This is a genomic window from Mycolicibacterium sp. TUM20985 (assembly GCF_030295745.1).
GTDB lineage: Bacteria > Actinomycetota > Actinomycetes > Mycobacteriales > Mycobacteriaceae > Mycobacterium.
This window is the reverse complement of record NZ_AP027291.1, coordinates 2,898,740-2,923,672: the sequence shown is the minus strand read 5'-3', so window position 1 is coordinate 2,923,672 and position 24,933 is coordinate 2,898,740. Positions and strand designations below refer to the sequence as shown.

23 protein-coding genes and 2 pseudogenes are annotated in these 24,933 nt (G+C 66.7%); 8 read left to right on the top strand and 17 right to left on the bottom strand.

Annotated elements, in window-relative coordinates; genetic code table 11:
- Positions 1–11: 11 nt before the first annotated feature.
- Positions 12–524, bottom strand: a complete 513-nt coding sequence (locus QUE68_RS14400; protein WP_284235988.1) for an SRPBCC family protein — start codon at positions 522–524, stop codon at positions 12–14.
- The gene (locus QUE68_RS14395) at positions 497–1,294 is read right to left on the bottom strand and encodes a nucleotidyl cyclase domain-containing protein (RefSeq protein ID WP_284235989.1); all 798 of its coding nucleotides are present in this window, start codon (positions 1,292–1,294) and stop codon (positions 497–499) included. The genes QUE68_RS14400 and QUE68_RS14395 overlap by 28 nt, the downstream gene beginning before the upstream one ends.
- A 312-nt stretch (positions 1,295–1,606) precedes the next feature.
- Between QUE68_RS14395 and QUE68_RS14390 the strand changes: the two genes are divergently transcribed.
- The 7 genes and pseudogenes from QUE68_RS14390 to istB all read left to right on the top strand — a co-directional run bounded on the left by QUE68_RS14390 (position 1,607) and on the right by istB (position 7,635).
- Positions 1,607–2,509, top strand: coding sequence for a cation diffusion facilitator family transporter (locus QUE68_RS14390; RefSeq protein ID WP_284236235.1), 903 nt, complete (start codon positions 1,607–1,609; stop codon positions 2,507–2,509).
- A gap of 276 nt (positions 2,510–2,785) precedes the next feature.
- On the top strand, positions 2,786–4,048 hold the full coding sequence (locus QUE68_RS14385; protein ID WP_284235990.1) for a L,D-transpeptidase: 1,263 nt from the start codon (positions 2,786–2,788) through the stop codon (positions 4,046–4,048).
- Positions 4,049–4,236: 188 nt separating this feature from the next.
- A pseudogene (locus QUE68_RS14380) lies at positions 4,237–4,515 on the top strand (cbb3-type cytochrome c oxidase subunit I); the annotation flags it as partial.
- A gap of 391 nt (positions 4,516–4,906) precedes the next feature.
- Positions 4,907–5,269: a hypothetical protein gene (locus tag QUE68_RS14375; protein WP_284235991.1), complete on the top strand. Its 363-nt coding sequence runs from the start codon at positions 4,907–4,909 to the stop codon at positions 5,267–5,269.
- A 36-nt stretch (positions 5,270–5,305) separates the two neighbouring features.
- Positions 5,306–5,863, top strand: a complete 558-nt coding sequence (locus QUE68_RS14370; RefSeq protein ID WP_284235992.1) for a hypothetical protein — start codon at positions 5,306–5,308, stop codon at positions 5,861–5,863.
- Positions 5,864–6,007: 144 nt separating this feature from the next.
- Positions 6,008–6,841: a Mu transposase domain-containing protein gene (locus QUE68_RS14365; protein WP_284235993.1), complete on the top strand. Its 834-nt coding sequence runs from the start codon at positions 6,008–6,010 to the stop codon at positions 6,839–6,841.
- Positions 6,838–7,635: an IS21-like element helper ATPase IstB gene (gene istB, locus QUE68_RS14360; RefSeq protein WP_284235995.1), complete on the top strand. Its 798-nt coding sequence runs from the start codon at positions 6,838–6,840 to the stop codon at positions 7,633–7,635. Before QUE68_RS14365 ends, istB begins: the two co-directional genes overlap by 4 nt.
- Before the next feature lie 74 nt (positions 7,636–7,709).
- On the opposite strand, the gene ripB is transcribed toward istB, so the two are convergent.
- The 14 genes and pseudogenes from ripB to QUE68_RS14290 all read right to left on the bottom strand — a co-directional run bounded on the left by ripB (position 7,710) and on the right by QUE68_RS14290 (position 21,596).
- A complete protein-coding gene (gene ripB, locus QUE68_RS14355) occupies positions 7,710–8,387 on the bottom strand; it encodes an NlpC/P60 family peptidoglycan endopeptidase RipB (RefSeq protein ID WP_284236236.1) in 678 nt (225 codons plus the stop codon).
- A gap of 345 nt (positions 8,388–8,732) precedes the next feature.
- Positions 8,733–10,124, bottom strand: coding sequence for an NADH-quinone oxidoreductase subunit N (locus QUE68_RS14350; protein WP_284235996.1), 1,392 nt, complete (start codon positions 10,122–10,124; stop codon positions 8,733–8,735).
- 6 nt (positions 10,125–10,130) lie between these two features.
- Entirely contained in the window at positions 10,131–11,624 is a 1,494-nt protein-coding gene (locus QUE68_RS14345; RefSeq protein ID WP_284235997.1) for a complex I subunit 4 family protein, read from the bottom strand.
- Between the two features lie 2 nt (positions 11,625–11,626).
- Positions 11,627–13,534, bottom strand: a complete 1,908-nt coding sequence (locus QUE68_RS14340) for an NADH-quinone oxidoreductase subunit 5 family protein (RefSeq protein WP_284235998.1) — start codon at positions 13,532–13,534, stop codon at positions 11,627–11,629.
- Positions 13,531–13,833 (bottom strand): NADH-quinone oxidoreductase subunit NuoK, encoded by a 303-nt coding sequence (locus QUE68_RS14335; RefSeq protein WP_284235999.1) that lies wholly within the window; start codon positions 13,831–13,833, stop codon positions 13,531–13,533. The genes QUE68_RS14340 and QUE68_RS14335 overlap by 4 nt, the downstream gene beginning before the upstream one ends.
- Complete coding sequence (locus tag QUE68_RS14330; protein ID WP_284236000.1) at positions 13,830–14,393, bottom strand: NADH-quinone oxidoreductase subunit J; 564 nt, start codon at positions 14,391–14,393, stop codon at positions 13,830–13,832. The genes QUE68_RS14335 and QUE68_RS14330 overlap by 4 nt, the downstream gene beginning before the upstream one ends.
- A gap of 4 nt (positions 14,394–14,397) precedes the next feature.
- Entirely contained in the window at positions 14,398–15,336 is a 939-nt protein-coding gene (locus QUE68_RS14325) for a complex I subunit 1 family protein (protein ID WP_284236001.1), read from the bottom strand.
- Positions 15,329–16,360 (bottom strand): hypothetical protein, encoded by a 1,032-nt coding sequence (locus QUE68_RS14320; RefSeq protein ID WP_284236002.1) that lies wholly within the window; start codon positions 16,358–16,360, stop codon positions 15,329–15,331. Before QUE68_RS14320 ends, QUE68_RS14325 begins: the two co-directional genes overlap by 8 nt.
- Entirely contained in the window at positions 16,351–16,695 is a 345-nt protein-coding gene (locus QUE68_RS14315; protein ID WP_284236003.1) for an NADH-quinone oxidoreductase subunit A, read from the bottom strand. The genes QUE68_RS14320 and QUE68_RS14315 overlap by 10 nt, the downstream gene beginning before the upstream one ends.
- Before the next feature lie 274 nt (positions 16,696–16,969).
- Positions 16,970–19,344: pseudogene (locus QUE68_RS14310) on the bottom strand (heavy metal translocating P-type ATPase).
- Between the two features lie 42 nt (positions 19,345–19,386).
- Complete coding sequence (locus QUE68_RS14305) at positions 19,387–19,734, bottom strand: heavy-metal-associated domain-containing protein (RefSeq protein WP_284236004.1); 348 nt, start codon at positions 19,732–19,734, stop codon at positions 19,387–19,389.
- Positions 19,735–19,781: 47 nt separating this feature from the next.
- Positions 19,782–20,075: a metal-sensitive transcriptional regulator gene (locus tag QUE68_RS14300; protein ID WP_284236005.1), complete on the bottom strand. Its 294-nt coding sequence runs from the start codon at positions 20,073–20,075 to the stop codon at positions 19,782–19,784.
- A 333-nt stretch (positions 20,076–20,408) separates the two neighbouring features.
- Positions 20,409–21,086, bottom strand: a complete 678-nt coding sequence (locus QUE68_RS14295; protein ID WP_284236006.1) for a DUF305 domain-containing protein — start codon at positions 21,084–21,086, stop codon at positions 20,409–20,411.
- A gap of 96 nt (positions 21,087–21,182) precedes the next feature.
- Positions 21,183–21,596: a DUF6153 family protein gene (locus QUE68_RS14290; protein ID WP_284236237.1), complete on the bottom strand. Its 414-nt coding sequence runs from the start codon at positions 21,594–21,596 to the stop codon at positions 21,183–21,185.
- A 699-nt stretch (positions 21,597–22,295) separates the two neighbouring features.
- On the opposite strand from QUE68_RS14290, the gene QUE68_RS14285 reads away from it, so the two are divergent.
- Positions 22,296–23,246 (top strand): zeta toxin family protein, encoded by a 951-nt coding sequence (locus QUE68_RS14285; protein WP_284236007.1) that lies wholly within the window; start codon positions 22,296–22,298, stop codon positions 23,244–23,246.
- A 269-nt stretch (positions 23,247–23,515) separates the two neighbouring features.
- On the opposite strand, the gene QUE68_RS14280 is transcribed toward QUE68_RS14285, so the two are convergent.
- Positions 23,516–24,919: a recombinase XerD gene (locus QUE68_RS14280; protein ID WP_284234077.1), complete on the bottom strand. Its 1,404-nt coding sequence runs from the start codon at positions 24,917–24,919 to the stop codon at positions 23,516–23,518.
- Between the last annotated feature and the right edge of the window lie 14 nt (positions 24,920–24,933).

The window sequence follows — 24,933 nt, the reverse complement described above, 5'->3', positions numbered from 1 at the left end:
CGATTCGCCGGTCACGTCGTGGACGAATCCTGGGCGACCTCGATGGTGCGTTTGAGGTAGCGCAGCTCGGTGCGGGCGTGCTCGCGGTCCTTGGCGATGCCGTCGAGCACCCGGGTGAAGGCGAATTCGAGCAGGCGCCCACCCAGGTGGGGCGGGAAGTACGCCCAAACGTGGGCACTGAGGCGGGTGGTGTCAGCGGACCCGGGTGTCAGGCGCCAGGTAACCCCTTCGCCCATCGTGACGGTCACGCCCAACCAGCGGTAGCGGGCCTGGGGCGCCTCCCAGGTCACCGCCACACCGGGCTCGAGGCGGGTGATCGTGCCCACCGCTTCGCCGGGGATTCCGGCGATCTTCTCCCGGATCCGCAGTCGTGTGCCCACCGCGATCTCGCCACCCTCATCGAGGCGTTCCACGCTGAGATGCTCGGGATTGGACGCTGGCCACCACCCCTCCAGGTCGTACATGACATCCCACACCGTCGTCGGCGGCGCCTCGATCAGGATCTCTTCGGTGAACTCAAACATTTCTTCCTCTCCTTCGTTGATGAGCTGATCAGCACTGGGGCACTTGGTGGAGGCACGTTGTCGATCTCCTCACGGGGTGTCTTGGGTTGGGTAGGGCAGCACCGGGTGCGCGCAGTGGGCGGCCGCAGCGAATTGCCTGGGGACGCGTCCTGAAGCGCCGGGCGCAGATCGTGGAACAGAAGCGGTACTCGACGCCGCGGTGGCCCTGGGTGGTGATGACGGCGGGATCGTCGAGTCGCATGCGGCAGACGGATCGATCTGAGCGCGAGGACATGCGGGGGTCCACGATGGCGAATAGCGCGACGGGTTCCTGGATGTTGCGCAGCGCCTGGGGTTTCCCGGTCGGTGGCTGGGCCGGGTACCCAGGATCTGATGGGGCCGGCCGCCGCGGCGAGACACGCGGCCACGTTGACGGTGGACCCGTAGATCTCCTCACCGATGGGCACGACCGGGCCGACGTCGACGCCAGCACGCACGATCGGGAACGAGCCTGCGCTGTGTGCGCCGGCGATGATCCGGCCCAATGCCGCGAGCGCGTCGTGCGGTGTGGGCGAGGTGAACAGCGCGGCATCACCGATGGTCTTGAGAAGGCGATCGCGGGCACCGAGCGCGGCGCGGGTCAGCGCCACGAACGCCTCGGCCGGCTCGGCGGCCAGATAATCGCCACGAGCGTCGGTGAGAGCGGTGAATCCCGACATGTCGACGAAGGTCACCGCCACCTCCTCGTCGTCACCGCCAGTGCCTTCGTCCGGTCGCCTGTGGGCCTTCACGAACACTCGCCTCCCTCGTCGTCTCAGCCCGACCATACATGCGTACATGTGCATGTATCAATGGTTCGGGCGTCGCCGCTCTGCCCGAGCGGGCGGGCCACCGGTTCGGAGAGATCACTCCAGCGGTTTTGACATGCATAGATACGCATGATTGCCTGAGAGGCACGGACCGAGAGTTCCGAACGGAGGTGCGCAGTGGACGAGGGACGCCAGTCAGCCAGCGCGCGTGGGGCACCGAGGACCGTGCCCCAAGACGGGCCGACACCCGAGGGGGGTGACGGCGCGGGCCGCGACCACGGGCACGGCCATGGGGTGTCTCCGGGCGCGGACCGGCGATGGTTGACGATCGCGCTGGGGCTGATCGTCGGCTTCATGGTCGTCGAGGTCGTCGTCGGTGTGCTGGCGCAGTCGCTGGCGTTGATCACCGATGCCGGTCACATGCTGACCGACGCCGCGTCGATCCTGATGGCGCTGGTGGCGATCCGGTTCGCCGCCCGGCCCGCCCGCGGCCCCTACACCTACGGATTCAAACGGGTGGAGATCCTCTCGGCCCAAGCCAACGGGATCACCCTGCTGCTGCTGGCGGTGTGGTTCCTCTACGAATCGATCCGGCGTCTGATCGACCCCCCGCAGGTGTCTGGGCCGCTGGTGCTGTTCACCGCCCTGGTCGGGATCGTGGTCAACATCGCCGCGACATGGAGTATCAGCCGCGCCAACCGGACCAGCCTCAACGTCGAGGGCGCCTTTCAGCACATCCTCAACGACCTGTATGCGTTCATCGGCACCGCGATCGCCGGCGCCGTGATCTGGCTGACCGGCTTCGCCCGCGCTGATGCGATCGCGGCCATGGTCGTGGCGGCGCTGATGGCGCGGGCCGGCTGGGGTCTGGTGCGCGAATCGGGACGCATCTTCCTCGAAGCCGCCCCCGCCGACGCGGACCCCACCGTAATCGGACCCCGGTTGGCCACCATCCCCGACGTGGTCGAGATCCATGATCTGCACGTCTGGCAGATCACCTCCGGTCAGTCCTCGTTGTCCGCGCACGTCCTGGTAGCACCGGGCATCGACTGCCACGCCGTGCGAGACCGGATCGAAGCGGCGCTGCACGACGACTACGACCTCGACCACACCACACTGCAAGTCGACCACGCCGGTCCCCAGCGCGGCGATGACCATTGCGTCGAACCCCACGGACCGACGCACCGTGCGCCCTGATCGCCGGCACCGGGCATCATGGCCACGGGCCACGGTGGTGTTCCGTGAGGAGGAATGAACAGAAGGTGACATCTACCCGCCCCGCGCGGGATGACCATTACGATGGTGATTCGATCTGCGGCGCAGGACATTTCGGCTGATCCGCCGGGCGGGCGGAGCCTGCGGACCAGCCGAGTCCACGGCGCGGTTCGGCTACGTTGGCCGGCGAGCGCCAGGGCCCGGCCGGCGGCCCCGTGGAGAACATGACGATCGCCCAACCGAGAGTGGAGATGAACCGTGACCTTCGATCGCCGAGCCCGCGTGACGGTACTGGCCCCCGTCCTGGTGATCACCGCGCTGTCGGGTGCTGCCGTGCGCGTCTCGTTGGCGCGCTGCGGCGCCGAATGCGCACCGACCGCCGCCACCGCATCCATTTCGGCCCCCGTCGCAGCGCCGGTGCCCGCCGCGGTCAGCGTCGCCCCGGGCGCTGGTGCCCGCGACGTCGATCCGCTGGGCGCAGTGTCGGTGACGGCGACGGCAGGCACCCTGCGCGACGTGGCAATGACCAACGAGCAGGGCACCCGCATCGCCGGGGTGATGACACCGGACAACCTGGTGTGGAAGCCCGGCGTCCCGCTCGGCTACTCACGGGACTACGCACTGACCATCACCGCCGCCGGTAGCGACGGTGCCCCCTCGACCCAGACGTCCACGTTCTCCACCCTGACCCCCGGCAATCAGACGAAGGTCTCGCTGACCACCACCTCGGGGGCAGCCCTGCGCGAAGGCGCCAGCTACGGCGTCGGCACCGTCGTCGTGGCCCACTTCGACGAGCCGATCACCGACCGCGCCGCAGCGCAGCGCCGGCTCACCGTCACCACCACGCCCGCGGTGACGGGGTCGTGGTACTGGGTCGATGATCAGAACGCACACTGGCGACCACCGAGCTACTTCGCCCCCGGAACCAGAGTCGCCGTGGCGGCGAACGTCTACGGCGTCGCCCTGGGCGAGGACCTCTACGGCCAGGAGGACACCCGGGTCGGTTTCACCATCGGCGACGCGCACGTCTCGATCGCCGACGACGCCACCAAACAGGTCAGCGTCTACGACAACGGCGTCCTGGTCCGCACCATGCCCACCTCGATGGGGATGGGCGGCACCGAAACGATCGGCGGGCAGACCTTCACCTTCTGGACCCAGCCCGGCGTCTACACCGTGATGGACAAGTCCAACCCGGTCATCATGGACTCCTCCACCTACGGGCTGCCGATCAACTCCCGCCTGGGCTACCGCGAAACGATCAACTACGCCACCCGCATCAGCACCGACGGCATCTACCTGCACCAACTCGAGAGCACGGTGTGGGCCCAAGGCAACACCAACGTCTCGCACGGATGTCTGAACCTCAACGCCGACAACGCGCAATGGTTCTACGGCTTCTCCCAACCCGGCGACGTCGTCGAAGTCCGCAACACCGGCGGAGAACCCCTGCAACTGTGGCAAAACGGCGACTGGAGCATGCCCTGGGACCAATGGCTCCAAGGCAGCGCCCGCGCCTGACCGGCCCTACGCGAAGTCATCGACGGCCAACACTACGACAGTGTGTAGTATTTCAATGATTGGCCAATACCGCAGTTGCACCGCGACCCGTCCGCCCGCAAGTCCCCAGGTGGACGCGGAGAGGACTTCATGACCCCAGACGCACCCCGATCGGTGAACTCGAGGCACGGCGCCCGTTCCCTGCCCGGATGGGTCCCAAGGGCAACCTGGTCTACAAGCTGGTGACGACCACCGATCACAAGCTGATCGGGATGATGTACGTGGTGGCCTGTTTCGGGTTCTTCTTCGCCGGCGGGTTGATGGCGCTGCTCATGCGCGCCGAACTCGCGTTGCCGGGGTTGCAGTTCCTGTCCAACGAGCAGTACAACCAGCTGTTCACCATGCACGGCACGATCATGTTGTTGTTCTATGCCACCCAGATCGTGTTCGGCTTCGCCAACCTGGTGCTGCCGTTGCAGATCGGCGCCACGGTTATCTACCCCTACCGAACTCGGAATGGTTGCACATCTGCCGCGTGACCTGAGCCTCCCTGTCGTTCTGTCGGCGCCAGAGTTGTTTAGTCATGTAAGGAACGTTCGCGCGACCTACTGCGGACGTCCGGGGCAGTCAAATGAACCCGGGCGGAACACTGGGTCCAGGGGAACGGTCGGCCCGGGCGGCCCCCACAACGACGCCAGGCGGTCCCGAGCCTCGCTTGTTCTTGATTCGTTGCTGAGCGAGCTTCACGCAACGCGCGGCCTCATCGGTGCACGGAGCCGATAGGAGGCTGGGCCTGGCAATGTGCGGGGGCCTTTGGCCCTCCTAGCCGGTGCCATGTGGCAGGTTCGTGAGGAGAGCGGTGTACGGCATCATAGGGAAATGACCGAAACTCCAGAATCTCGGAATGAACCCACGGCTGCGGCCGCGGTGGGCCAAGCGGCGGAGCCGCCGGCGCGGTGGGAGCGGCACAGCAGGGTCAACCAGATTGCGGCCGGGGTAGCCATCGTCGCCGGTGTCGTATTTGTCGTCGCGGTGATCTTCTTCGCCGGGTTCTTCGTCGGCGCGTCCTCCGGCGGCCACATGAGAGATGGTGATTACCGCATGGGCCCCGGCGGAATGATGGATCAGTGGCAATCGGGGCAGCGCGGTCAAATGGGTCCCGGCGGAATGATGGGTCCCGGCCAGATGGGTCCCGGTGGCCCGACAACGATGCCGGCGGTCCCGAGCACGCCCCGGCCGTAGCGAATCAGCCCAACCAATGACGGGAGATGATTGGGTGTGGCCACATTGACCAGGAGGGCGGCGCTGTCCGTGCTGGCCGGCGGGGCCGGCCTGCTTGGGCTGGGATATGTCCTGCGCAGCATCGTCGAGGTACCCATGAGTCACGCGGGACCGGGCTTCGGTGGTGTGAACGGCATGGACATGAGCAAGTACATGAACATGTTCATTCGACACGGTGAACTTAGGCGCAGCGTCGAAGACATTCCCGGAGGCGTGCGCACCACCACCGAATCCGACTCTCCCGACCTAGTTGCCGAGCTTCAGGCGCACGTGTCGTCGATGTACTCCCAACTCGACCAGGGCGCCGAGGTGACCTGTATGAGCTCAAGCCTGCCAACGCTGTTCCGCCGCGCTCCCGACTATCAGCGCCAGCTCACCTTCACCGCCAAGGGCGTGGTCGCTGAGGAAACCGCGAGCGATCCCGACCTAACCAACGCCATCCGTGCCCATGCCCGCGAAGTCACCGGCTTCGTCGTCGAGGGCATGCCGGCGATGATGCAAGGCATGATGGGGCCCGGCATGATGGGGCCCGGCATGATGGGGTCGGGCCGTTAGATCCCTCTCGCGGACGCTACTGACAACGTCTCGGCTTCGCCGCGCTCGCGGCAACGGCTCGCCATCGACAGGGTCATCCGATGAGCACGGGAGACGCGTCGTGCGCTGCGCCTGACGTCGTCGACGGCTGGGTGAATCTGGGTCATGAGGGCTTATCGGCTCGACGGGGCGCACGAGAAGGGAGGTGTGGAAGGTGAGATCGGCCGTTTCCGGCGCCGCCACCTCGTGCCAGTCCCGAAGGTCGCCTCCCTGGCCGAGCTCAACGAGGTGATCGCCGCCGCCGACATGGCCGACGATGACCGGGTGATCACCGGTCGCCCGATCACCATCGGCGCGGCGTTCGCCGTCGAGGCCACGGAGCTGATGGGATTGCCGGCCGACCCGTTCGACTGCGCGCGACTGCTGAACGCGCGGGTCGACAATCGGGCCAGAGTGTCGGTGCGGCAATGCTTCTACTCCGTGCCGGCCCGCTACGCCGGGCGCCGCCTCCCGGTGCGGCTGTCCGCGAGAACCGTCGAAATCCACGACGGACCCCGACTCGTCGCCGACCATGAACGAGCAGTCGGCCGCTACGTCGAAGTGCTGTGCCTGGATCACTACCTCGAGGTCCTCAAGACCAAACCCGGCGGACTGCCCGGCGCGACCGCACTGGCACAGGCCAAGGCCCGTGGAGTGTTCACCGCATCCCACCAAAGCTATTGGGATGCAGCCCGATCCGCCCGCGGTGACGCCAAGGGCACCCGCGACCTGATCGCCATCCTGCTGGCGCACCGCAGCATACCCGTCGCCGCACTGATCACCGCGATGGACCGGGCCGTCACCTCGGGATGCCTGGATCCCGAGACCGTGCTGATCGATGCCCGCCGCGACATGGTCCCGATGGCACCGGTCGCCGCGATCGGTGCACTGGCCCGCTACGACCGCCCACCACCCTCGCTGGCAGATTACGACGATCTGCTCACCGGAAGCGACTCGTGACCACCACAGCCAGCAAGGTGGCGACCGTCGATGCTGCTGCCCAGGCCTCGATCGGCGCCGCGGCCCGCGAGTTGCACCTGCCGACAGTGCGCACCGAAGCGACCCGCCTCGCTGAGATCGCCGACCGGGAACGCCACACCCACCTGCGCTACCTCGCCGAAGTGTTGGCCGCCGAGGTCGACGACCGCACCGAACGCCGCCGTGCTCGACGCATCAACGATGCGAAGTTCCCACGGCTGAAACGGTTGGCGGAGTTCAACATCGACGCCGTTCCCGGCATCGCGCCCGCGACCCTGGGTCACCTCGCTGCAGGACATTACATGGACGCCGGCGAACCGGTCGTGCTGCTCGGTGACTCCGGCACAGGCAAGTCCCATCTGCTCATCGGGTTGGGGTTGGCGGCGTGTGAACAGGGCCGCCGGGTCCGCTATGTCACCACCGCGCAACTGGTCAACGAACTCGTCGAAGCCGCCGACGAACGTGTTCTGTCTCGCGTCGTGGCCCGCTACGGGCGCCTGGACCTGCTCTGCCTCGATGAACTCGGATACGTCCAAATCGACCCTCGCGGAGCGGAATTGCTGTTCCAGATCATCACCGAACGTGAAGAACGGGCCTCAGTCGCAATCGCCACCAATCTGCCGTTCAGTGAATGGGGCACCGTCTTCCCCGACCCCCGCCTGGTCGCCGCCATCGTCGACCGCGTCACCTTCAACGCCCACATCATCGAGACCGGCACCAAGTCCTACCGACTCCGCACCAGCAAGACCACCATCCGCGCCAAACGATCCACCTAGACCATGTGGGGCCAAAATCCGTGCCGACGGTGGGGCCAAATCACTTGACGAAACGCACAGCGTCGTGCGGCCTGCTAACTCTCTATGATGCGGGTTACATAAGGTGTCATGCCGCCGGTGCGTACGGGTGAGACCTTCACGGGCACACCGGTTTGTTGCGCTTCGAGCATTTGTCCGCCGCCGAGGTAGAGGGCTTCGTGTTGACCCCCTCCCGGCCCCCAGAACAACAGGTCACCCCGTTTGGCTTGTGACGGTGGTATTTTTCGGCCAGCATCGTATTGAGCTCCGGAGAATCGAGGGAGCTGCACCCCGACACCAGCGAAGGCATAGCGGGTCAGGCCCGAGCAGTCGAAGCCGACAGTGCCTGCGCCAGAGTCGATTCCACGGCTCGGTCCGGTGAGGCTGCCGCCGCCCCATGAGTAGGGAACGCCGATTTGTGTTCCGGCTCGCCTGATCACGTATTCGATGGCCTGTTTTCCGTAGACGCGGTTGCCGCTGAGGCTAGAAGTGGGACTGCCTGCGGGGTTTCCAATGCCCAGACTTCCAAGGAATTTGCGTCCCAGGTCCATGGTGGTTTGGGCCGCGTTGGCGCTAGCTTGTAGTGAGGCGTTGGCGATTGCTAGCGGGTCACCAGGAGCGCCAGCGCTGAGCACGCCGGGCAGAGTCGGGTCCCACTGGCCGTTGTTGGGCTCCGCGTAGGCGTCCGGCGCTGGGGCGACGAGCACTGTCACCGTGAGCGCGAAGCCGAACAGAACTGACCGCCTGCTCCACGGGGGGTGTCGGTCCGCGTCCGCGGCCTTCGGAGACGAAGACAGGTTTCGTCCACCGCGGTTGGTGCCAGAAAAAGGAACCGTCACGTCTCGTAACTCCTTCTGGCGCGGTCATGGCATTGTTGCCGCGGGTAGTCGGGTCGGAGTGCGTCCGGATATCTACGTACTAACGCAGTACGTAGACGCACTGTGTATTCGTAAGTTACATCACTTTGGCACCGTTGGTAACAGTGGTCACAAACAACAGCAATGTAATTCGTTGTGCCAATGGCCATTCGGGCGCGCGCGTTGCGCTTGGTAGGCGATGAATCGGGTGCGGTGAGGCCCTTACCCTCCGCCGATCGCCGCCCACACGGCGCCCGCGCCAACCCCCAGTGCGACGCTGAGCGCAGCAGCCGAGATCGCGGTCACGGCGGCCCAGCGGGTCGGCACGACGTCGACGGTATCTGCCTGCGGGCGCGACATGGTGGGAACGATCCAGCGCAGGTAGTAGAAGAGGCTGATGAGTGAGTTGAGGACGACCAGAACCGCCAGCCAGGCGTAGCCGCCGTCCCACGCGGCGGATGCGGTGGTGAGCTTGCCGACGAACACAGCCGTCGGCGGGGTGCCGACCAGGCCCAGGAGTGCCACAACGAGGGCGACTCCCAGCCAGGGATGGCGCCATCCGAGCCCGCGATAGGACGAAAGGTCTCGCAAGGTTGGGAGCGCGGTGGTGACGGCGAAGGCCGCGAGATTCGTCACCGTGTAGCCGGCCAGATAGAACAGCAGCGACGGGGATGCCAGATCGGAGCGGCCCGCGGCGACCAGGGGCACCAGCAGAAATCCGACCTGCGCCACCGTCGACCAGCCCAGCAGCCGGCGCGGATCCGTCTGCCAGTAGGCGGCGAGATTGCCCAATGTCATGCTGGCCGCAGCCAGGACGGCGATCAGCAGTGGCCAGTTCAGGGTCCCGGGGAGGGCTAGCACCAACCGGTAGACCGCCAACAGCGCGCCGATCTTGGGAACGGTCGTCAGGAATGCCGCGACGGTCCCGCTCGCACCCTGGGCGGCGTCGGGCACCCAGAAATGCGCGGGGATGCCACCGGCCTCGAACATCAGACCGCACAGGATCGCGAACACGCCCGCGGCGACCGCGCCGGGCGCCACCTCCGCCAGCCGGGTGGCGAGATCGGCGTAGCGGGTGCTGCCCGCCACGCCATAGACCAGCGTGATGCCCAGCAACAGAACGATGCCGAACAGCGCGCCCAACAGGTAGGCCTTCATGGTGGCCTCCGCGCCCGTCGAGGTGCGCGCCAGACCGATCAGCCCGTAGATCGGAATGCTGGCCAGCAGGAATGCCGGAGCCACGACCAGCAGATCGTTGGCGCCGGCCAGCAGAAGCGTGCCCGTCGTGGCGAACAGGGCCAGGGCGTAGGTCTCGCTCTCGCGCGGTGATCCGGCGATCTCGTCGGAGGCCAGCGCCAGCACCAGCAGCACCGCGAACGCGGCGACGATGCGGGCGACGCCGGTGCTCGTATCGACGCGGAACGTGCCCTCGAACGCCTCACCGCCCGGACCGGCCAGCGCCACCGCGGCGACGGCGATCGCGGCCACCAACGCCGTCGCAGCCGCCGCGCGGGTGATCCACAACCGTCGGCGCGGCAGGAAGGACCCGCCGATCAGCACGCCGAGCCCGCCGCCGAACAGCAGCATCTCCGGGAGCAGCAGCAGCGGGTTCACGCCGGGCTACCGTCCGACCAGCTCTACCAGTGTCCGCGCCGCCGGTTCGATGAGGGCGAGCAGCGGCCGCGGGAAGACCCCGATGGCCAGCGAAAGCACCAGCAGCGGGGCGACCGCCCACATCTCGCTGGGCCGCAGGTCGAGGAATCCCGTTGACTGCCCCCGGGTTTCGCCGGTGAACACCCGCTGCAGCGCGCGCAGGAACAGCGCCGATGTGATCAGAATGCCGACCAGGGCGACGGCGGTGACCGGAGCGACGGCGATGCTGCCGGTGAAGATTTGGAACTCGGCGATGAAGCCGGAGAAGGCGGGCAGTCCCAGCGAGGCGAACGCGCCGACCGCGAACAGCGTCGCGAACTTGGGCGCCGGACCGGCGAGGCCGCCGAAGGAATCCATCTCGTAGGTACCGGTGCGGTTGGCCAGCACACCGGCCAGCAGGAACAGCGCACCGGTGATCAGGCCGTGGCTGACCATCTGAGTGACCGCACCGGTCACCGCGATGCTGCGCGCCGCGTCGGAATTCGGCGCCAGCAGACCCGCGACGCCGACGGCCAGGACGACGTAGCCCATGTGGTTGACCGACGTGTAGGCAATCATGCGCTTGACGTTGGTCTGGGCCAGCGCCACCAACGCCCCGTAGAGCACCGACACCACGCCGACGGCGACGATCACCCAGGCCCACGACTGCCACGCCTGGGGGAGCATCGGCATCGCGATCCGCACGAAGCCGTACGTCCCCAGTTTGAGCAGCACCGCGGCCAGCACCGCCGACCCGATCGCCGAGGCGTCGGTGTGCGCGGGCGGCAACCAGGTGTGGAACGGGACGGTCGGAGTCTTCACGGCCAGCCCCAGCAGAATCGCCGCGAGCACCAACCCGCCCGCCACCGGTCGGCCGGACAGTGGCATGGCATCGATCAGTTCCGGCATGTCGAAGGTGTGCGGATCGGCGGCGACGTAGAGCCCGATGAACCCGATCAGCAGCGCCAACGAACCGAAGAACGTGTACAGGAAGAACTTCAGTGCAGACCGGGCTGCTTCCTGGCCGTGCCCCCATCCTGCGATCGCGAAGTACATGGCGACGATCGACAGGTCGAAGAACACGAAGAACAGGATCAGATCGAGTGACACGAACACCCCGAGGCCCACGCTCTGCAGGAACAGCATCAGCGCGGCCTGCAACCGTGGACGCTTGTCCTCCCGAAGCCCGTAGACGGCGCACGCGAGGAAGATCACCGCGGTCATCGCCACCAGCGGCAGCGACAAGCCGTCCACGCCGAGGTGGTAGCTGCTGTTGACGCCGGGGATCCACGGGGCCCGTTCCTCGAACGCGAAGGCACCCGGCCCCGGCGTTCGATAGCGGGCCCAGCACAGCAGCACCAGAACCAGTTCGACGGTGGCCGCGGCGACCCAGATCCAGCGGGCCGCCGCGTCCCCGATGCGCGGGACCGCAACCAGGACCAGCGCGGCCGCCAGTGGCAGGAACACGATCAGGCTGAGCACATTCACCTCGATACGACGTAGAGAAGGGCGATACCGATCGCGAGCATCGCGGCGGCCTGGAAGTAGTAGTCATGCACCATGCCGGTCTGCGGTTTGCGGGCCAGGCGTCCGAGTTTTCGGGTCGCGGCCGCGACGGCGTTCACGACGCCGTCCACGTCGTGGTCGTCGACGCGTGCCGCGCGCTGCGCGACCGTCGTGGTGCCGGCAGCCAGCTTCCGCACGACCCCGTCGACCGCATGGTCATCGGCATGGGCCGCCCCCCGCGCCAGCTGAATCGTGCGTGCGGCGAGCTCGTGCACGCCACGATCGACGACGCGATCGTCGAACACCGCCAGGGCGTGGGCCAGGCGCACCGTGGGCACCACGATCACTGCACGCATCGCGCTCTCCATCCCGAACCAGGGCAGCGCCCATGGCAATTCGGGGAGTCGGCCGCGCGGGACCAGATAGGTGACGGCGAGGAGTATCACGATCGCGATGACCGCAGACACGGTGAGCTCGGTGGCCGGAGCGGCGGGTGCCAGCACGCCGAGCACCGCGGCTCCGGCCGCCAACACCACCAGCGGCGTCGCCTCCAGCAGTCCGACCGTGCGGGTGCCCGGCTCCTCCTCGTCGAGATGTCGCGCGGCGAGTTCGCGGTCGGGGCGCCGCCAGATGACGACGACGATCTTGCCCGCGTAGGCAGCCGAGACGGCAGCGCCCAGCAGCCCGACCGCGTAGAGCCACGGCGACGTCTCGAGCGCTGCGGCCAGGACGGCGTCCTTGGTGAGCCATAGCGACAGCGGTGCGATACCGGCCAGGGAGAGTGCGCCGACCGTCGCCGTCCATCCCACCGTCGGCCATCGTCTTGCGACACCACGGAGACCGTCGAGGTGCTTGGTGCCCAGCGCGCTCAACCAGGCACCGGCGGTGAGGAACAGCAGTGCCTTGGTCGCCGCGTGCGCCACCAGTTGCGCCGCACCACCGCTGACCGCGCCGAGCCCGGCTGCCATCACCACGAATCCCAACTGCGAGGCCGTGGACGCTGCTAACAGTTGCTTGAGATCCCGTTGGGCGACCGCGATCACGCCCAGCGCGACGGCCGTCAACGCGCCGATCCACGCCGCCGCGGAGTCAGCCCACCCGGTGGATGCCAGCAGCGGGGCGTTGCGCAGCAGCAGATATCCGCCCATGGCCACCATCGCCGCGGAGTGCAACAGCGCGCTGACCGGGCTGGGGCCTTCCATCGCACGGGACAGCCAGAACGAGAACGGCAACTGCGCGGCCTTGCCGAGGGCGGCCACCAGAATGCCTGCGGCGATTACGTGTCGCCAGCCCGGCGACGCCGCGGGCAGATCGGCGATGGCCAATCCGGCGCCGCCCGCCAGCGCCGTCGCAGCAGCGAGGTAGAGCCCGAGGTCGGCCGACCGGGTGGTCAGAAAGGCGGTAAGCCCGCCGTCCACCCGCTTCGGCTCCCGCCATCGAAATCCGATGAGCGCGTATGACGTAGCTCCCATCACCTCCCAACCGAGCAGCAACGCGGGCAGGGTCGCGGCGGTCACGGTGATGTTCACTGCTGCCGCGAACAACAGCATCAGTCCGTGGAAGCGACGTCGTGATTCGGTGATGTCGCCCGCCGCGAACACCAGGACCAACAGGGTGACCGCGGTGACGGTGGGCAGCACCAGGCCCGACAGCTCGTCGACGCCCAGCGCGAGTTCGCTACCCGCCATGAACGGTGTCCCCACGGTGGGCCGGCTGACGGCTGCGACCACCGACAGCGCGCACGTCACCGCGGCCGCCGCCACCGAGATCGGTCCGGCGAGGCGGTCGGCGCGCGCACCCAGCGTCAACGCGGTGCCCACCAGCGCCGGCATCAGCACCGTCGCGACCAGCGCCGCCTGACCCGCATCCAGCCCCACGAGAATCATCCGGAGAGGTCCTCGGCCATGTCGGTCATGTCGGTCATGTGATCGCGGTGCAGCAGCGTGGCGACCGCGAAACCCATGGCCATTTCGACGGTCATCGCCGCGATGACGACCATCAACAGCACCTGACCGGTCGGGTTGGGCGCCAAGAACCACCAGAACGCGGCCGCGGCCAGGATCACGCCGTTGATCATCAGCTCCAGGCCCATCATCACCATCACCACGACCTGCTGGGACAACGCGCCGTAGAGGCCGACGCTGAAGAGCGCGGCCGCGACCAGAAGCACGGTCTGAAGCGTCATCGGCCCACTCCGCCCGGCTGGGGATCGTCGGGAGTTCGACGCTGCAGGTCGTCACCGAAGCGGTCGTAGCGGGTGCGGCGGACGGCCAAGACGATGCCGGCCACGATCGTGGCCACCATCACCGGGCTCATCACCGTCATCACCAGCATCTTCGAACCCATCAGCGCCTCGCCGAGTGCGCGGGTGACGTCACCGGACGGAACGCCGCGCCGGGCGGGCCAGTCGACGAGGAGGATGCCCGCAGCCAGCAGGGCGAAGGTCACCACGGCGGCGCCGACCGCACGCCGGTTGTCGTGCACCATGCTCATCGGCATCAACGCGGGGTTCATCCCCATGAACATGATCATGTAGACCACCATGACGGCCATCTCCATGACCATCATCAGGATGGTGATGACGCCGACGTAGTTCTGATGCAGCAGAAGCACGTTCACGCCGACGGCGATGAAGGAAAGCGCCAGCGCGTAGGTGGCGCGGGCCATCGAATCGACCCAGAAGACTGCCGCGCCGGACAGGACCGCGACGACGGCGACGGTCCAGAACGCGATGTCGACAACCATGCTGTCAGTTACTCCAGACCGCGATGACGGCGACGACGAAGTCCTGGAGCACGACCGCGGGCAGCAGCACCAGCCAGCCCACCTCCATGAACTTGTCCGGACGCAGAGCGGGCAGGCGGCGCCGCAGCCACACGAAGGCCGCCAGTAGCGCCATCGTCTTGACGAGCACCCAACACCAATCGGGCAGTAGCGGCCCGCTGCCGCCGCCGAGGAACATCGGCACCGCGAACGCCGCGCCCGCGGCCAGCAGACCGTAGCGTCCGGCCTCGAACACCAACCGGTCCACTCCGGACAGTTCGGCGGCGACACCACCCGCGATGTCGGGTCCCAGCGCCGGCGAGAACGGACCCCACACCGAGAATGCGATTACGCCCAGGCAGTACCCGGCGAACGCGACCGGCATCCACACGGCGAACCACAGGCCGTGCTGCGCGGCGCCGATGTCCCCGACGCGCAAACTGCCGGCCGCGATCGCGGGTGCCACCAATGCGAACATCAGCGGGAGTTCGTAGGCGAGACCGTGGGCGAGGAAGCGGTATCCGCCGACCATCGAATGCACCGAGTTCGGACCCCACCCGACGAGCCACACGAACGACCAGACCAGCACGTCCATCGCGTTGAACCACACGACGCCGACGTCCAAATCGAGCAGCGTCCACGTCCCGAGTGGCACCACCGCGGTCATCATCAGCGCCGCCACCACCAGGCCCGCGCCGCCGACCCGCCACAGCGGGCGGTCGGCCTCCAGCGTGGTGCGACGGCGCTGCCGCATCAGCCGCGCCGTCTCCGCCAGCGGCCGAATGAAACCGCCACCGAGTTGTCCCTCCGCGCGTGCGGCCAGGACCCCGTTGACCGTCGCCGCGAACACCATCAGCAGAGCCAGCAGGGCTGCGGCACCGATGGCCCAGCCTCCCGAGACGGTGGTGAGCACGCCGTCAGCCATGCGTACCGCCCCGGCGCGCAGTCGTGCTGGACGGCTCGAGAGTCTCCAGACCAGCGATGACCAGCCGGGCCGTGGCCAGTTCGCGTCCGATGATCCGTTGCGGCACATCGGAAAGCGCGGTGGTTGCGATGGTGCCGGGCGGCACGGAATCGGCAAGTAGGGCTTGGGCGCGGTCCAGCATCCGGAGGTGACCGTCCGTCACCCCGCGCAACGACCATTGAAGGGTGCGTGAACGCGTCACCGTGCGGCGCAGTGCGTGCAACTGAGCGTCTGCCGGCGCGTCACCGACGAGCAGCAGATCCCGAACCCGTCGGGCCTGCGTGGCGCCATGCGGCCAGCCGGCCAACGCGATCAGCGACACCAGCCGATCGCATTCCCGGGCCGCCTCGATCCGGGCATCGAACGGTGGTGTAGGGGAGGGTGATTGCTCGGCGTCGACCGCCCATGCTTCGGCGTCGACGATCAGGTCGCCCTGCAGTGAGCAGCGCACCACTAGACCTGCAGGCCAATGCCGCAGTACTGGTCCCAGATGTACGTGCAGCACGTCCATCTCGAGTCCGTCGCGGTCGTCGCCGCCCTCGGCGAGCGCAATTCCCGACGGAGACATGTGCATGTCCATGTCGTCGTGGTCCATCTCGCCCATGTCCATGTCGTCGCCCGTGTCGACCTCGGGCTCGGCCGTTCGTTGTCGGGCGTCGGTGCGATGCCGTCCGGTGTCGGTGAGCTCGGCGCTCGCCCGGTCTAGGGCCTCGTCGACGTCGATCTCGTCTCGGCCCAGATCGAGGCGTACCCGCGGCCCGGGCAATTGCTCCCAGACCCGGTCGATCGCCTCGGTCAGCTCGGGCCCGGGAGGCCCGCAGATGGCCAGCACGTCGGCGTCGGCCGGGCTGTCGGCTAGGCGCCAACCGCGCCGCAATGCCTGGTGTTCGAGGGTCGCGCGCTGCTCCCAGGCGCCGGGTGCCTCCACGACGAGGACGTGCGGGTGGCGTGCGGCGAAGCGGGCCAGCGCTGTCGTCAGACCCATCGCAACGCCCCCTCGCGCCACGCCCACACCACGGCGACCAACAGCGCGAGCAGGAACGCGAACATCTCGACGATTGCAGAGACTCCCACGTCGGCAACCACGATCGCCCACGGATACATGAAGAGCATTTCGACGTCGAACGCCAGAAACAACACGGTGGCCGGGTACCACCGGACGTGAAAGCGCGACATGGCATGCTCCTCCGGCAGCCAACCGGATTGAAACGGCAGCGAGACCAATGGGGTTGCGATCACGGCGGTCAATCGATGCAAACCGTACAGGCCGAGGAGGCCCGCGAGCGCAGTCAACAACATCGACACTGCACCGATGTACATTCACGCTCCCTCCGCGAAAACCTCGTGCCACATTCCGGACGAGCGGTCCCGTGCCCCCTTGAAAAAATGCCGGTTGCGCTCAAACCTTGACAAACGCGACCGAATAGCCGCGCCGACCTGATCGGCAAAAACTCCTGATGGTTGGCTTCTCCACCCACCTCCTACTTAGACGAAACGTACTATCCACTAAGTATGTTTTTGGCTTTGGTCGAGCCCGACACGTGTAATGCGTGTACACCTGCACCCGGTCAGCGGCCGCCCCAATTTCGTGGAGCTACGGCGGGACGGGTCCGCGGCTGCCGGTGTCGGTTGGGGTGGCGGTGGTGGCGAAGCTTCGAAGTCGGAGGCTGTTGGTGACCACGAAGACTGAACTGAACGCCATGGCGGCGCCGGCGATGAGTGGGTTGAGCAGTCCCAGCGCTGCCAGCGGCAGTGCGGCGACGTTGTAGGCGAACGCCCAGAAGAGGTTGCCCTTGATGGTTTTCAGCGTGGCCCGGGACAGGCGGATGGCATCGGCGGCAGCGCGCAGATCACCGCGGACGAGCGTGATGTCCGACGACTCGATGGCGACGTCGGTACCGGTACCCATGGCCAGTCCCAGATCGGCTTGGACCAGTGCTGCGGCGTCGTTGACGCCGTCGCCGACCATGGCCACCACGCGTCCCCCGGCCGGCAATTCCTTGACGGCGTTGACCTTGTCAGCCGGAAGGACCTCGGCGATGACGTCGTCGGGGTCTATACCGACCTGCGCGGCGACCGCTCCTGCGGCACGCCGGTTGTCTCCGGTCAACAGGACGGGTCGCAGACCGAGCTGGCGGAATTGTGAGATCGCCTCGGCGGAGGTGTCTTTCACGGTGTCCGCGACGACGATCACCGCGCGCATCGCTCCGTCCCAGGCCACCCACACCGGGGTGTGGCCCAAGGCTTCGGCGGTCTCGGCGTAGTCGAGCAGGGCGTCGGGGGGTGGCCAGCGACCAGTCCTCGGTCAGCCAGCTGCGCCGTCCGACGAGGACGGCGTGCCCGTCCACAACACCGCTGACGCCGTAGCCGTCGTGAGCGGTGAAGCTTTCGACCGGGGGAAGCGGCGTCCCGTCGGTGGGTGCGGCAGCCGCGGCGATCGCGTGGGCGATGGGGTGCTGGGAAGCGTCCTCGAGAGCTCCGGCCAGTGTGAGGGCGTGTGTGTCGGTTTCTCCGTCGGCGGGGTGCACGCCGATCAGGCTCATCTGCCCGGTGGTGACGGTGCCGGTCTTGTCGAGCACGACGGTGTCGACGCGGCGGGTGGATTCCAGGATCTGCGGTCCCTTGATCAGGATGCCGAGTTGGGCGCCGCGGCCGGTGCCGACGAGCAGGGCGGTCGGTGTGGCCAGGCCCAGGGCGCAGGGGCAGGCGATGATCAGGACCGCGACTGCGGCGGTGAATGCCGCGGTCGCGGGATGGCCGGTGCTCAGCCAGACGGTCAGCGTCAGCATCGAGAGGGCGATGACGATGGGGACGAAGATGGCCGAGACCCGGTCGGCGAGGCGTTGGACGGAGGCCTTTCCGTTCTGGGCGTCCTCGACGAGGCGTGCCATCTGGGCCAGTTGGGTATCGGAGCCGATGCGGGTGGCCTGCACGACGAGTCGACCGCCCGCGTTGACGGTGGCTCCGGTGACGTGGTCGCCGGGGCGAACTTCGACGGGCACCGGCTCACCGGTGAGCATGGAGGCGTCGACGGCGGAGGCGCCGTCGGTGATGACCCCGTCGGTGGCGATCTTCTCGCCGGGTCGCACGACGAACAGGTCACCAACTGCCAGTTGCGTTGTGGGAATTCGGGTTTCGCTGCCGTCGCGCAGCACCGCGACGTCCTTGGCGCCCATGTCGAGTAGCGCGCGCAGGGCGGCGCCGGACTGCGATTTGGCGCGCGATTCGAAGTAGCGGCCCGTCAGGATGAAGACGGTGACGGCGGCAGCGACTTCGAGGTAGATGTGTTCGGCGCCGGACGCCGCGTCGGGCAGCAGGCTGAATGACATGCGCATGCCGGGCATGCCGGCGTGTCCGAAGAACAGCGCCCACAGTGACCACAGGTAGGCGGCGCCGACGCCCAGGGAGATCAGGGTGTCCATGGTGGCGGCGCCGTGGCGGGCGTTGGCCCAGGCGGCGCGGTGGAACGGCAGCGCTCCCCACACGACTACGGGTGAGGCGAGCGTCAGGGCTAGCCATTGCCAGTTGGTGAATTGCCATGCCGGGATCATCGACAGAACGACGACGGGGACGGTCAGTACCAGCGAGACGAGTAGACGGGTCCGCCACGCGGTGGCCTCGTCGGGTGCGGCTTGGGCGGCGTCGGTGTCGTCGGGGGCAGTCGTCGTGGGCGCCGTGGCCGTGTACCCGGTGGCCTCGACGGTCGCGATCAATTCGGCGGTCTCCACCGCGTCCGGGTAGCTGATCTTGGCCTTCTCGGTGGCGTAGTTGACGCTGGCGCTGACGCCGTCGAGCTTGTTGAGTTTCTTCTCGATCCGGGCCGCGTTTCCGGATGGACCGGATGGGTGGACCTGGCCCGCCACGTCGAACGGACGCTCGGCGTGCACACGAGGCGCAGGTCATGCCGCCGATCGACAGCTCGATGCTGCGCGGATGAGACGGAGCCGCAATGTGATCGGTGGTGATCATGTCTTGTCCCTTCCTGTGAGACGCGGGTGCCGGCTGGAGTAGTCAGTCGGTGGTGAGGTGGTAGTCGCCGGCTTCGTCGAGGGCGGCGGCGATCTGATCGCGGGTGACGCCATGCTCGCTGGTGACGCGCAGCGTCGATGTGGCGCCCGGTTTGAGGTCGACGGTCACGTCGGTGACGCCGGGGATCGCGGAGACTTCCTCGGTGACGGCGGCCACGCAGTGGCCGCAGGTCATTCCGGTGACGGGAAACGCGTTGGCGGTGCTGATCTCGTTCTCCGTGGCTCGGGTTGGCGCGGTCGGTTCGGACGTGGTGCGTGGCCCGCAGCATGCGCAACCGCTGTCGGGGGTTTGTAGCAACGGCAGCGATGTGCGTAGGTCGAGGGTGTTCATGTGATGCCTTTCAGTGGGTGAAATCTCTTGCGGGACAGCATCTTCGATCAGGAGCGGACGAGGCGGGCGATAGCCGCCGATGCTTCGCTGATCTTCTGGTCGGCGATGTCGCCGCCTTGCTGGATGGCGGCGCTGACGCAGTGGGTGAGGTGCTCGTCGAGCAGCGCGAGTGCGACGGACTCCAGGGCCTTGGTGGCGGCAGAGATCTGGGTGAGTACGTCGATGCAGTAGCTGTCGTTCTCCACCATCCGCGCCAAACCGCGCACCTGCCCCTCGATGCGGCTGAGGCGTTTGAGGTGGGCGTCCTTGGACTGGAGATAACCGGGTGCGGCGTGTTCCATGCGGTGGTCCGTTCTCGTCGTGTACCCCCAGGGGGTACGTCACCACTATACCCCCTGGGGGTATCGAGAAGTCAAGTATGTCGACCATCCGCTTGCTACGGGCGGCGATCGGTGCTCGCGAACGCGCCGGGACAGCTCACGAACGCGGGTCGGTCTCCAGTGCGCTGAACCGGTAGGGCGAGATTCGCTGAGTCGAGCCGGACGCGTTGTCGTCTCCTCGGGTGGCCGATCGATGAATGGCCACCTACGCACTATGAGAGCCGGGCAAGACCGCTGGCCGCAAGGTGCTCGACGGACGGTCGCCCGCCGAGCACCCTCGTCGTCGGCCGAGGCTTAGCCCTGGCCGAGCATGCCCCGCATCTGGGTGATTTCGGCCTGCTGGTTGGCGATGATGGCTTGGGCCAGCTTCTTCGCATCCTGGTTGGTGCCGTCGCGAAGCTCCGTGTTGGACATGTCGATGGCGCCGCTGTGATGGTCGATCATCATCTGCAGCCACACCTGGTCGAACGCCTTGCCCGACAACCCGGTGAGGTTGGTCATCTGCTCGGCGGACATCATGCCCGGCATGGCACCCATCCCGGGCATGTCATGGCCGGACATCTCTGCTGACGGCGCGGGCTTGCCGAAACTCGTGAGCAGGCCGGTCATCTGAGTCATCTCGGGTCCCTGAGCCTTCTCGATGTTCTGGGCCAGCGTGATGACCTGCTGGTTCTGGGATCGGCTCGGCACGAGCTTGGCCATGTCGACGGCCTGCGAGTGGTGGGGGTACATCATCTGCAGGAACATCACGTCGGCGTCGTTGAAGTCGGTGCGGGTAGCACTCGGCGCTGCTGACGCAGACGAGCCGCCGTGATCCATGCCGGGCATCGATCCGCTCATCCCGGTCGAGCTCGAGACGGTTGGGGGTGTCGAAGTGTCGGTGGTGGTGCCGCTGCAGCCGGCGACCGCCAAGGTTGCCGCAACGGCGGTCGCGAGGACGGTGGACTTGACGGCGATGGTGGAACTGAACATGGTTGTTTCCTTTACGAATTGTCGATGATTGGGGTGAACGAAGACAGGCGTCGATGGGTGACCTGCTCGTCGTGAGCGGCCACGCGGGACTGCCTGTCAGACCCGCAGAATCGACAGTTGGTGAAGGGTGAGCACGGTCCAGGGCGGTGCACGCTGACGGCGGCGATGGCCGCGCCGGGTCTTCGGCGCGACGAGCACCGCGTTTCGGGTTCCGATCCAGCACAGCATCGCCAGACCGGCGACGATCGCCACGGCAGTCATGACGAAGACGCATCCATGCAGCCCGGTGTGCTGCTGGCCGCAGTCGTCGCCATCGCAGGGCGGGGAGGCGGGGGCGGCATGCCCACCTGTGGTGTGGTGCTGGCTCGTCGCTGCCATCGCGGGTTGCGCGCCGTGGTCGTGGCCGAGCGTGAACGTCACGGCGTGCATGGTGACGATTCCACCCATCAGGGCCACCAAGAGGAGGAGTCGCGCGACGGTGGGCAACGCTGCCACACCACGCACGTTCATCACGATGGCCAGCATAGTCGGCAGCGTTATTAATACCCCGCAGGGGTATGGAGTCGTGGTTGTGAATCGCAGAATCCAGGACGTTCAATCGTGATGAACTCGTCGACGCCACGGGCAGCCGGCGCACGTCGTAACGCTCGTGGGTGCTCGACACGTCTGTATTCACACGTTCTTTGACCTTGGCGGCCAGTTTCTGACCACGCCGCGCCCAATCTTGGTCAGCGTCCCTTTGAAGTCCTTGATACGCACCGTTTCAAACGCTGATACACTCCGTATCAGACGGAGGAATCATGCCTACAACGATCGAACGCAAAGTTGAAGCGATCGCCTGCGAAGCGCAGGTTCGCCGGGCACACGAACGCTTGCTGCGCCTCGATGACATGCGTGCTGCGTGCCAGCTTAAGCGGTCAGGTATGAACCAACGAGAAATCGCTGACGTCTTGTCTACCACGCAGCCGCGAGTAGGTCGGCTGCTGCGCGGAGCCAGCGCGCTCGGAGATGCACCGAGCCCTGAGGAAATCATCCTGCGCGCTACAGTCGACGGGGCCCCCCGAGACGCGCTGGTGAAACAGCTTCAAGGCCTGGACTACACTTTCGCCCAGTTCGCGCCCTACCCCCATGAGGGATCCGTACCTGGGACCTGGACCCAGGTGAGCACCGCGCATCAACTCGGACTACTCAGCGACGAGGAATACGAGAGTGTCAGCTCCGCAGTCCAACCGCCGACTGCGCAATAGGGTCCATTCTCAGCTGACCGCCCTCCACCAAGAGGGGGAGTTCGCTGTTCCACGCTCAGTGGTGCGTTATCTAAGTGATCAGCTGATCGACGAGATCGCCGACGAGTATCGAAGTCAAAGTCCCAACGCGCCGGCGCATGGTCGCGCCGCAATCATCACCGCCGGCGTGCCTGGTGCCGGCAAATCGGTCGCGATTGACATTTTGGCCACCGACCACCGTCGCATTGACCCAGACGGCATCAAAGACCTCATCCTGATGCGACTGGACCAGGCCGGCCTACTCGACATCCGGCACAACCACGTTCTCGCAGATGGCAAACCTGTCCATCCCAGCGAACTGGCGACATGGGTCCATGATGCCTCTACCGAAGCCGCCAACCGTGTCCGTGCAGTGTCACTGCACCGGGGGGAGAACTTCGTCATGGAGGGAACCCTCTCCTGGACGCCGCTCATAGACAGCTATGTCACCGACTTTGCCTCCGACGACTACGAGCGACTGACGATTATCGACGTCGAAGTGCCCTTCACGCTCGCGGTCGAGCAGTCCACACACCGCTGGTGGGCCGCGCGAGAAGCAGGACGAACTGTGGACCACGTGGAGCTCGGCGGCCGATTCATCGCGCAGGCCGCCCTCGAAGGCTTCTACAGCCGGCAGCGCCGCGTCTCAAAATGCGCCGCCAATGCCCGCAAGCTCCGGACCGACGCCAACAACGCGGGCATCGACACCAACCTTCTCATCGTCAGCCGCACGTCGACCGGCAGGGAATACCGAGCCTGGCTCCGACCCGACGGTGAGATCGATCCATCGCAGGGCGCCCCCCTAGGCGCAGTATGCATCAAAAGTGGAGCGATACTCACAAACCCAACCGCAATCAGGACAGGCGCTGGACGAAGCCGCGTCCACAGGTCCTGAGAACGGCCGCCGGCTTCTCGCAACGTCTCGCGCCCCCAGGTTGCGTCCGAACGTGCAGTGATTTAATGCCGTGGATTCCCGCACGAAAATACCGAGCGACATTAGTGCGCATCCGGCGGAAGAAGCGCCAGGTATTTACCGGTAAGCCTGCGTGTTCCAGGCCGTCGTATACCGCGCCGGTGGGGCGATGAGGGAGTGAGCGGCGCGTCTCGGAGGGCTGCCGCAGAACGAAGTCACGACACTTCGGGCCGCGTGAGGCGATGCTCTCGCTATGTGACGTAACGCGACCATGGTTGAGCGGCCGATCGGGCGTGTCGCTGGGTGCAGTTGTGGCTGTAGCCCAACAGGTGGGCTACTACGGGAGGGGGTATCTCGGTGACGAGGTTCTGCAGTGCGGAGTTGCGTGCTCCGAGCAAGTCGATTCCCAGCGTGCGCAGCTTCAGCATCATGGTGTGGTGTTCGAGGTGCTTGCCGGCACGGCGGCCGGGGAATAGCCACGGGTTTGCGTTCGTGCCTGCGCCGGTTCGAAGGTTGGGGCGGTTGTGCAGGTGGCCTTTGAGCAGATCGGCGAAGGGCTCGGGCACTGGGATAGGTTCAGCGCCAAGCGATATGAGTGTCTGATCTGCGTCGACGACGACCGCCGCTGTCGGCAGTGCGACGATTTTCACAAGGGGTTGGGCGTAGAGCAGCAGTAGTGTGCCGGCGACGCGATAGTGCAGTGATTCCGCGTCGCCGTTGAGGAGTTCCTTGATCCATGCCAGCCGCTGGTCTTGGGTGAGCAGGCGGGTGCCCTTGGCCTGGGAGGCATCGAGGTGCAGGCCGGTGTTGATCTTGCTCTTGTTGGCCCACACGACGAAGGTGCGGATCTTGGTGCGGGTTGTCGGCCCGGTGGCTAGCCACTCGTCAATGTCTTGCTGTCGGCAAGTCGCCGCTGTGCGGTGATGGGTTTCATGCAGCCAGCTGAGGAACTTGAGTGTCTCGTTGATCTCTTGTCGGGCCGAATGTGTTGGTCCGTGGGAGGTTTGGCCCGATTTCGACTTTCGGCGGAGCCGGTTTAGGTGATGCCAGGTGGCGAACTGCTCGACGGGGGTTCGAACGGCTGGTTCCGAGGTGGCGTCGAGTTTGTAGTCCAGCCACGTCTGAAAACGCGCGAGAGGCTCATCCCGCGGCGGGAGTAGACCGTTGTGCTCGAGGAGGCTGCGCAGATGTGAGACTTGTCCGCTGTGCCCGGCGGCATCGAGACCGTCGTGGCTGAGCGGAATGTGCCCGCCGGCCAAGCCGGACAAAAGTGCCCGAACGGTGGGGGAGCGTTTCCACGAGAGGATGCTCTCGGGCCGTTCAACGCCGCAGAGGATGGTCACGATGGTGCCCATGGTCTCCGGGTCGGCGGCGCCGTCGACTATCAATGCGGTGAGGTCGTCGTGAAGCGCGCAGCGAGCGCATTGCCCGCCCCGATACAGCTGACCTTCGGTCTTGCAGGTTGCGCATTGGTAATTGCCGGAGATTCCGGCGCATGACAGGCATACGGGTCGGGGATCGGTTTCCTGGGTGCGACCGGGTAGCACGCCGTCGTGCCCACAGCTGGGGCAGATGCCGTGGGTGCGCATCGCGGTGTAGAAGCAGCTGTGGCACAGCCGATCAGCGGGCCAGTTCACACGCAGTTGGTTGGCCATGCGGTGGCATCTGG

Bases quoted from the DNA above. Each gene is read 5' to 3' on its own strand.
- QUE68_RS14400 (WP_284235988.1), bottom strand. From the start codon at position 524: ATGTTTGAGTTCACCGAAGAGATCCTGATCGAGGCGCCGCCGACGACG.
- QUE68_RS14375 (WP_284235991.1), top strand. From the start codon at position 4,907: ATGACCGAAACTCCAGAATCTCGGAATGAACCCACGGCTGCGGCCGCG.
- QUE68_RS14365 (WP_284235993.1), top strand. From the start codon at position 6,008: ATGAGGGCTTATCGGCTCGACGGGGCGCACGAGAAGGGAGGTGTGGAA.
- QUE68_RS14340 (WP_284235998.1), bottom strand. From the start codon at position 13,534: ATGATTCTCGTGGGGCTGGATGCGGGTCAGGCGGCGCTGGTCGCGACG.
- QUE68_RS14335 (WP_284235999.1), bottom strand. From the start codon at position 13,833: ATGACGCTTCAGACCGTGCTTCTGGTCGCGGCCGCGCTCTTCAGCGTC.
- QUE68_RS14330 (WP_284236000.1), bottom strand. From the start codon at position 14,393: ATGGTTGTCGACATCGCGTTCTGGACCGTCGCCGTCGTCGCGGTCCTG.
- QUE68_RS14325 (WP_284236001.1), bottom strand. From the start codon at position 15,336: ATGGCTGACGGCGTGCTCACCACCGTCTCGGGAGGCTGGGCCATCGGT.
- QUE68_RS14320 (WP_284236002.1), bottom strand. From the start codon at position 16,360: ATGGGTCTGACGACAGCGCTGGCCCGCTTCGCCGCACGCCACCCGCAC.
- QUE68_RS14315 (WP_284236003.1), bottom strand. From the start codon at position 16,695: ATGTACATCGGTGCAGTGTCGATGTTGTTGACTGCGCTCGCGGGCCTC.
- QUE68_RS14305 (WP_284236004.1), bottom strand. From the start codon at position 19,734: ATGAACACCCTCGACCTACGCACATCGCTGCCGTTGCTACAAACCCCC.
- QUE68_RS14300 (WP_284236005.1), bottom strand. From the start codon at position 20,075: ATGGAACACGCCGCACCCGGTTATCTCCAGTCCAAGGACGCCCACCTC.
- QUE68_RS14295 (WP_284236006.1), bottom strand. From the start codon at position 21,086: ATGTTCAGTTCCACCATCGCCGTCAAGTCCACCGTCCTCGCGACCGCC.
- QUE68_RS14290 (WP_284236237.1), bottom strand. From the start codon at position 21,596: ATGAACGTGCGTGGTGTGGCAGCGTTGCCCACCGTCGCGCGACTCCTC.
- QUE68_RS14280 (WP_284234077.1), bottom strand. From the start codon at position 24,919: ATGGCCAACCAACTGCGTGTGAACTGGCCCGCTGATCGGCTGTGCCAC.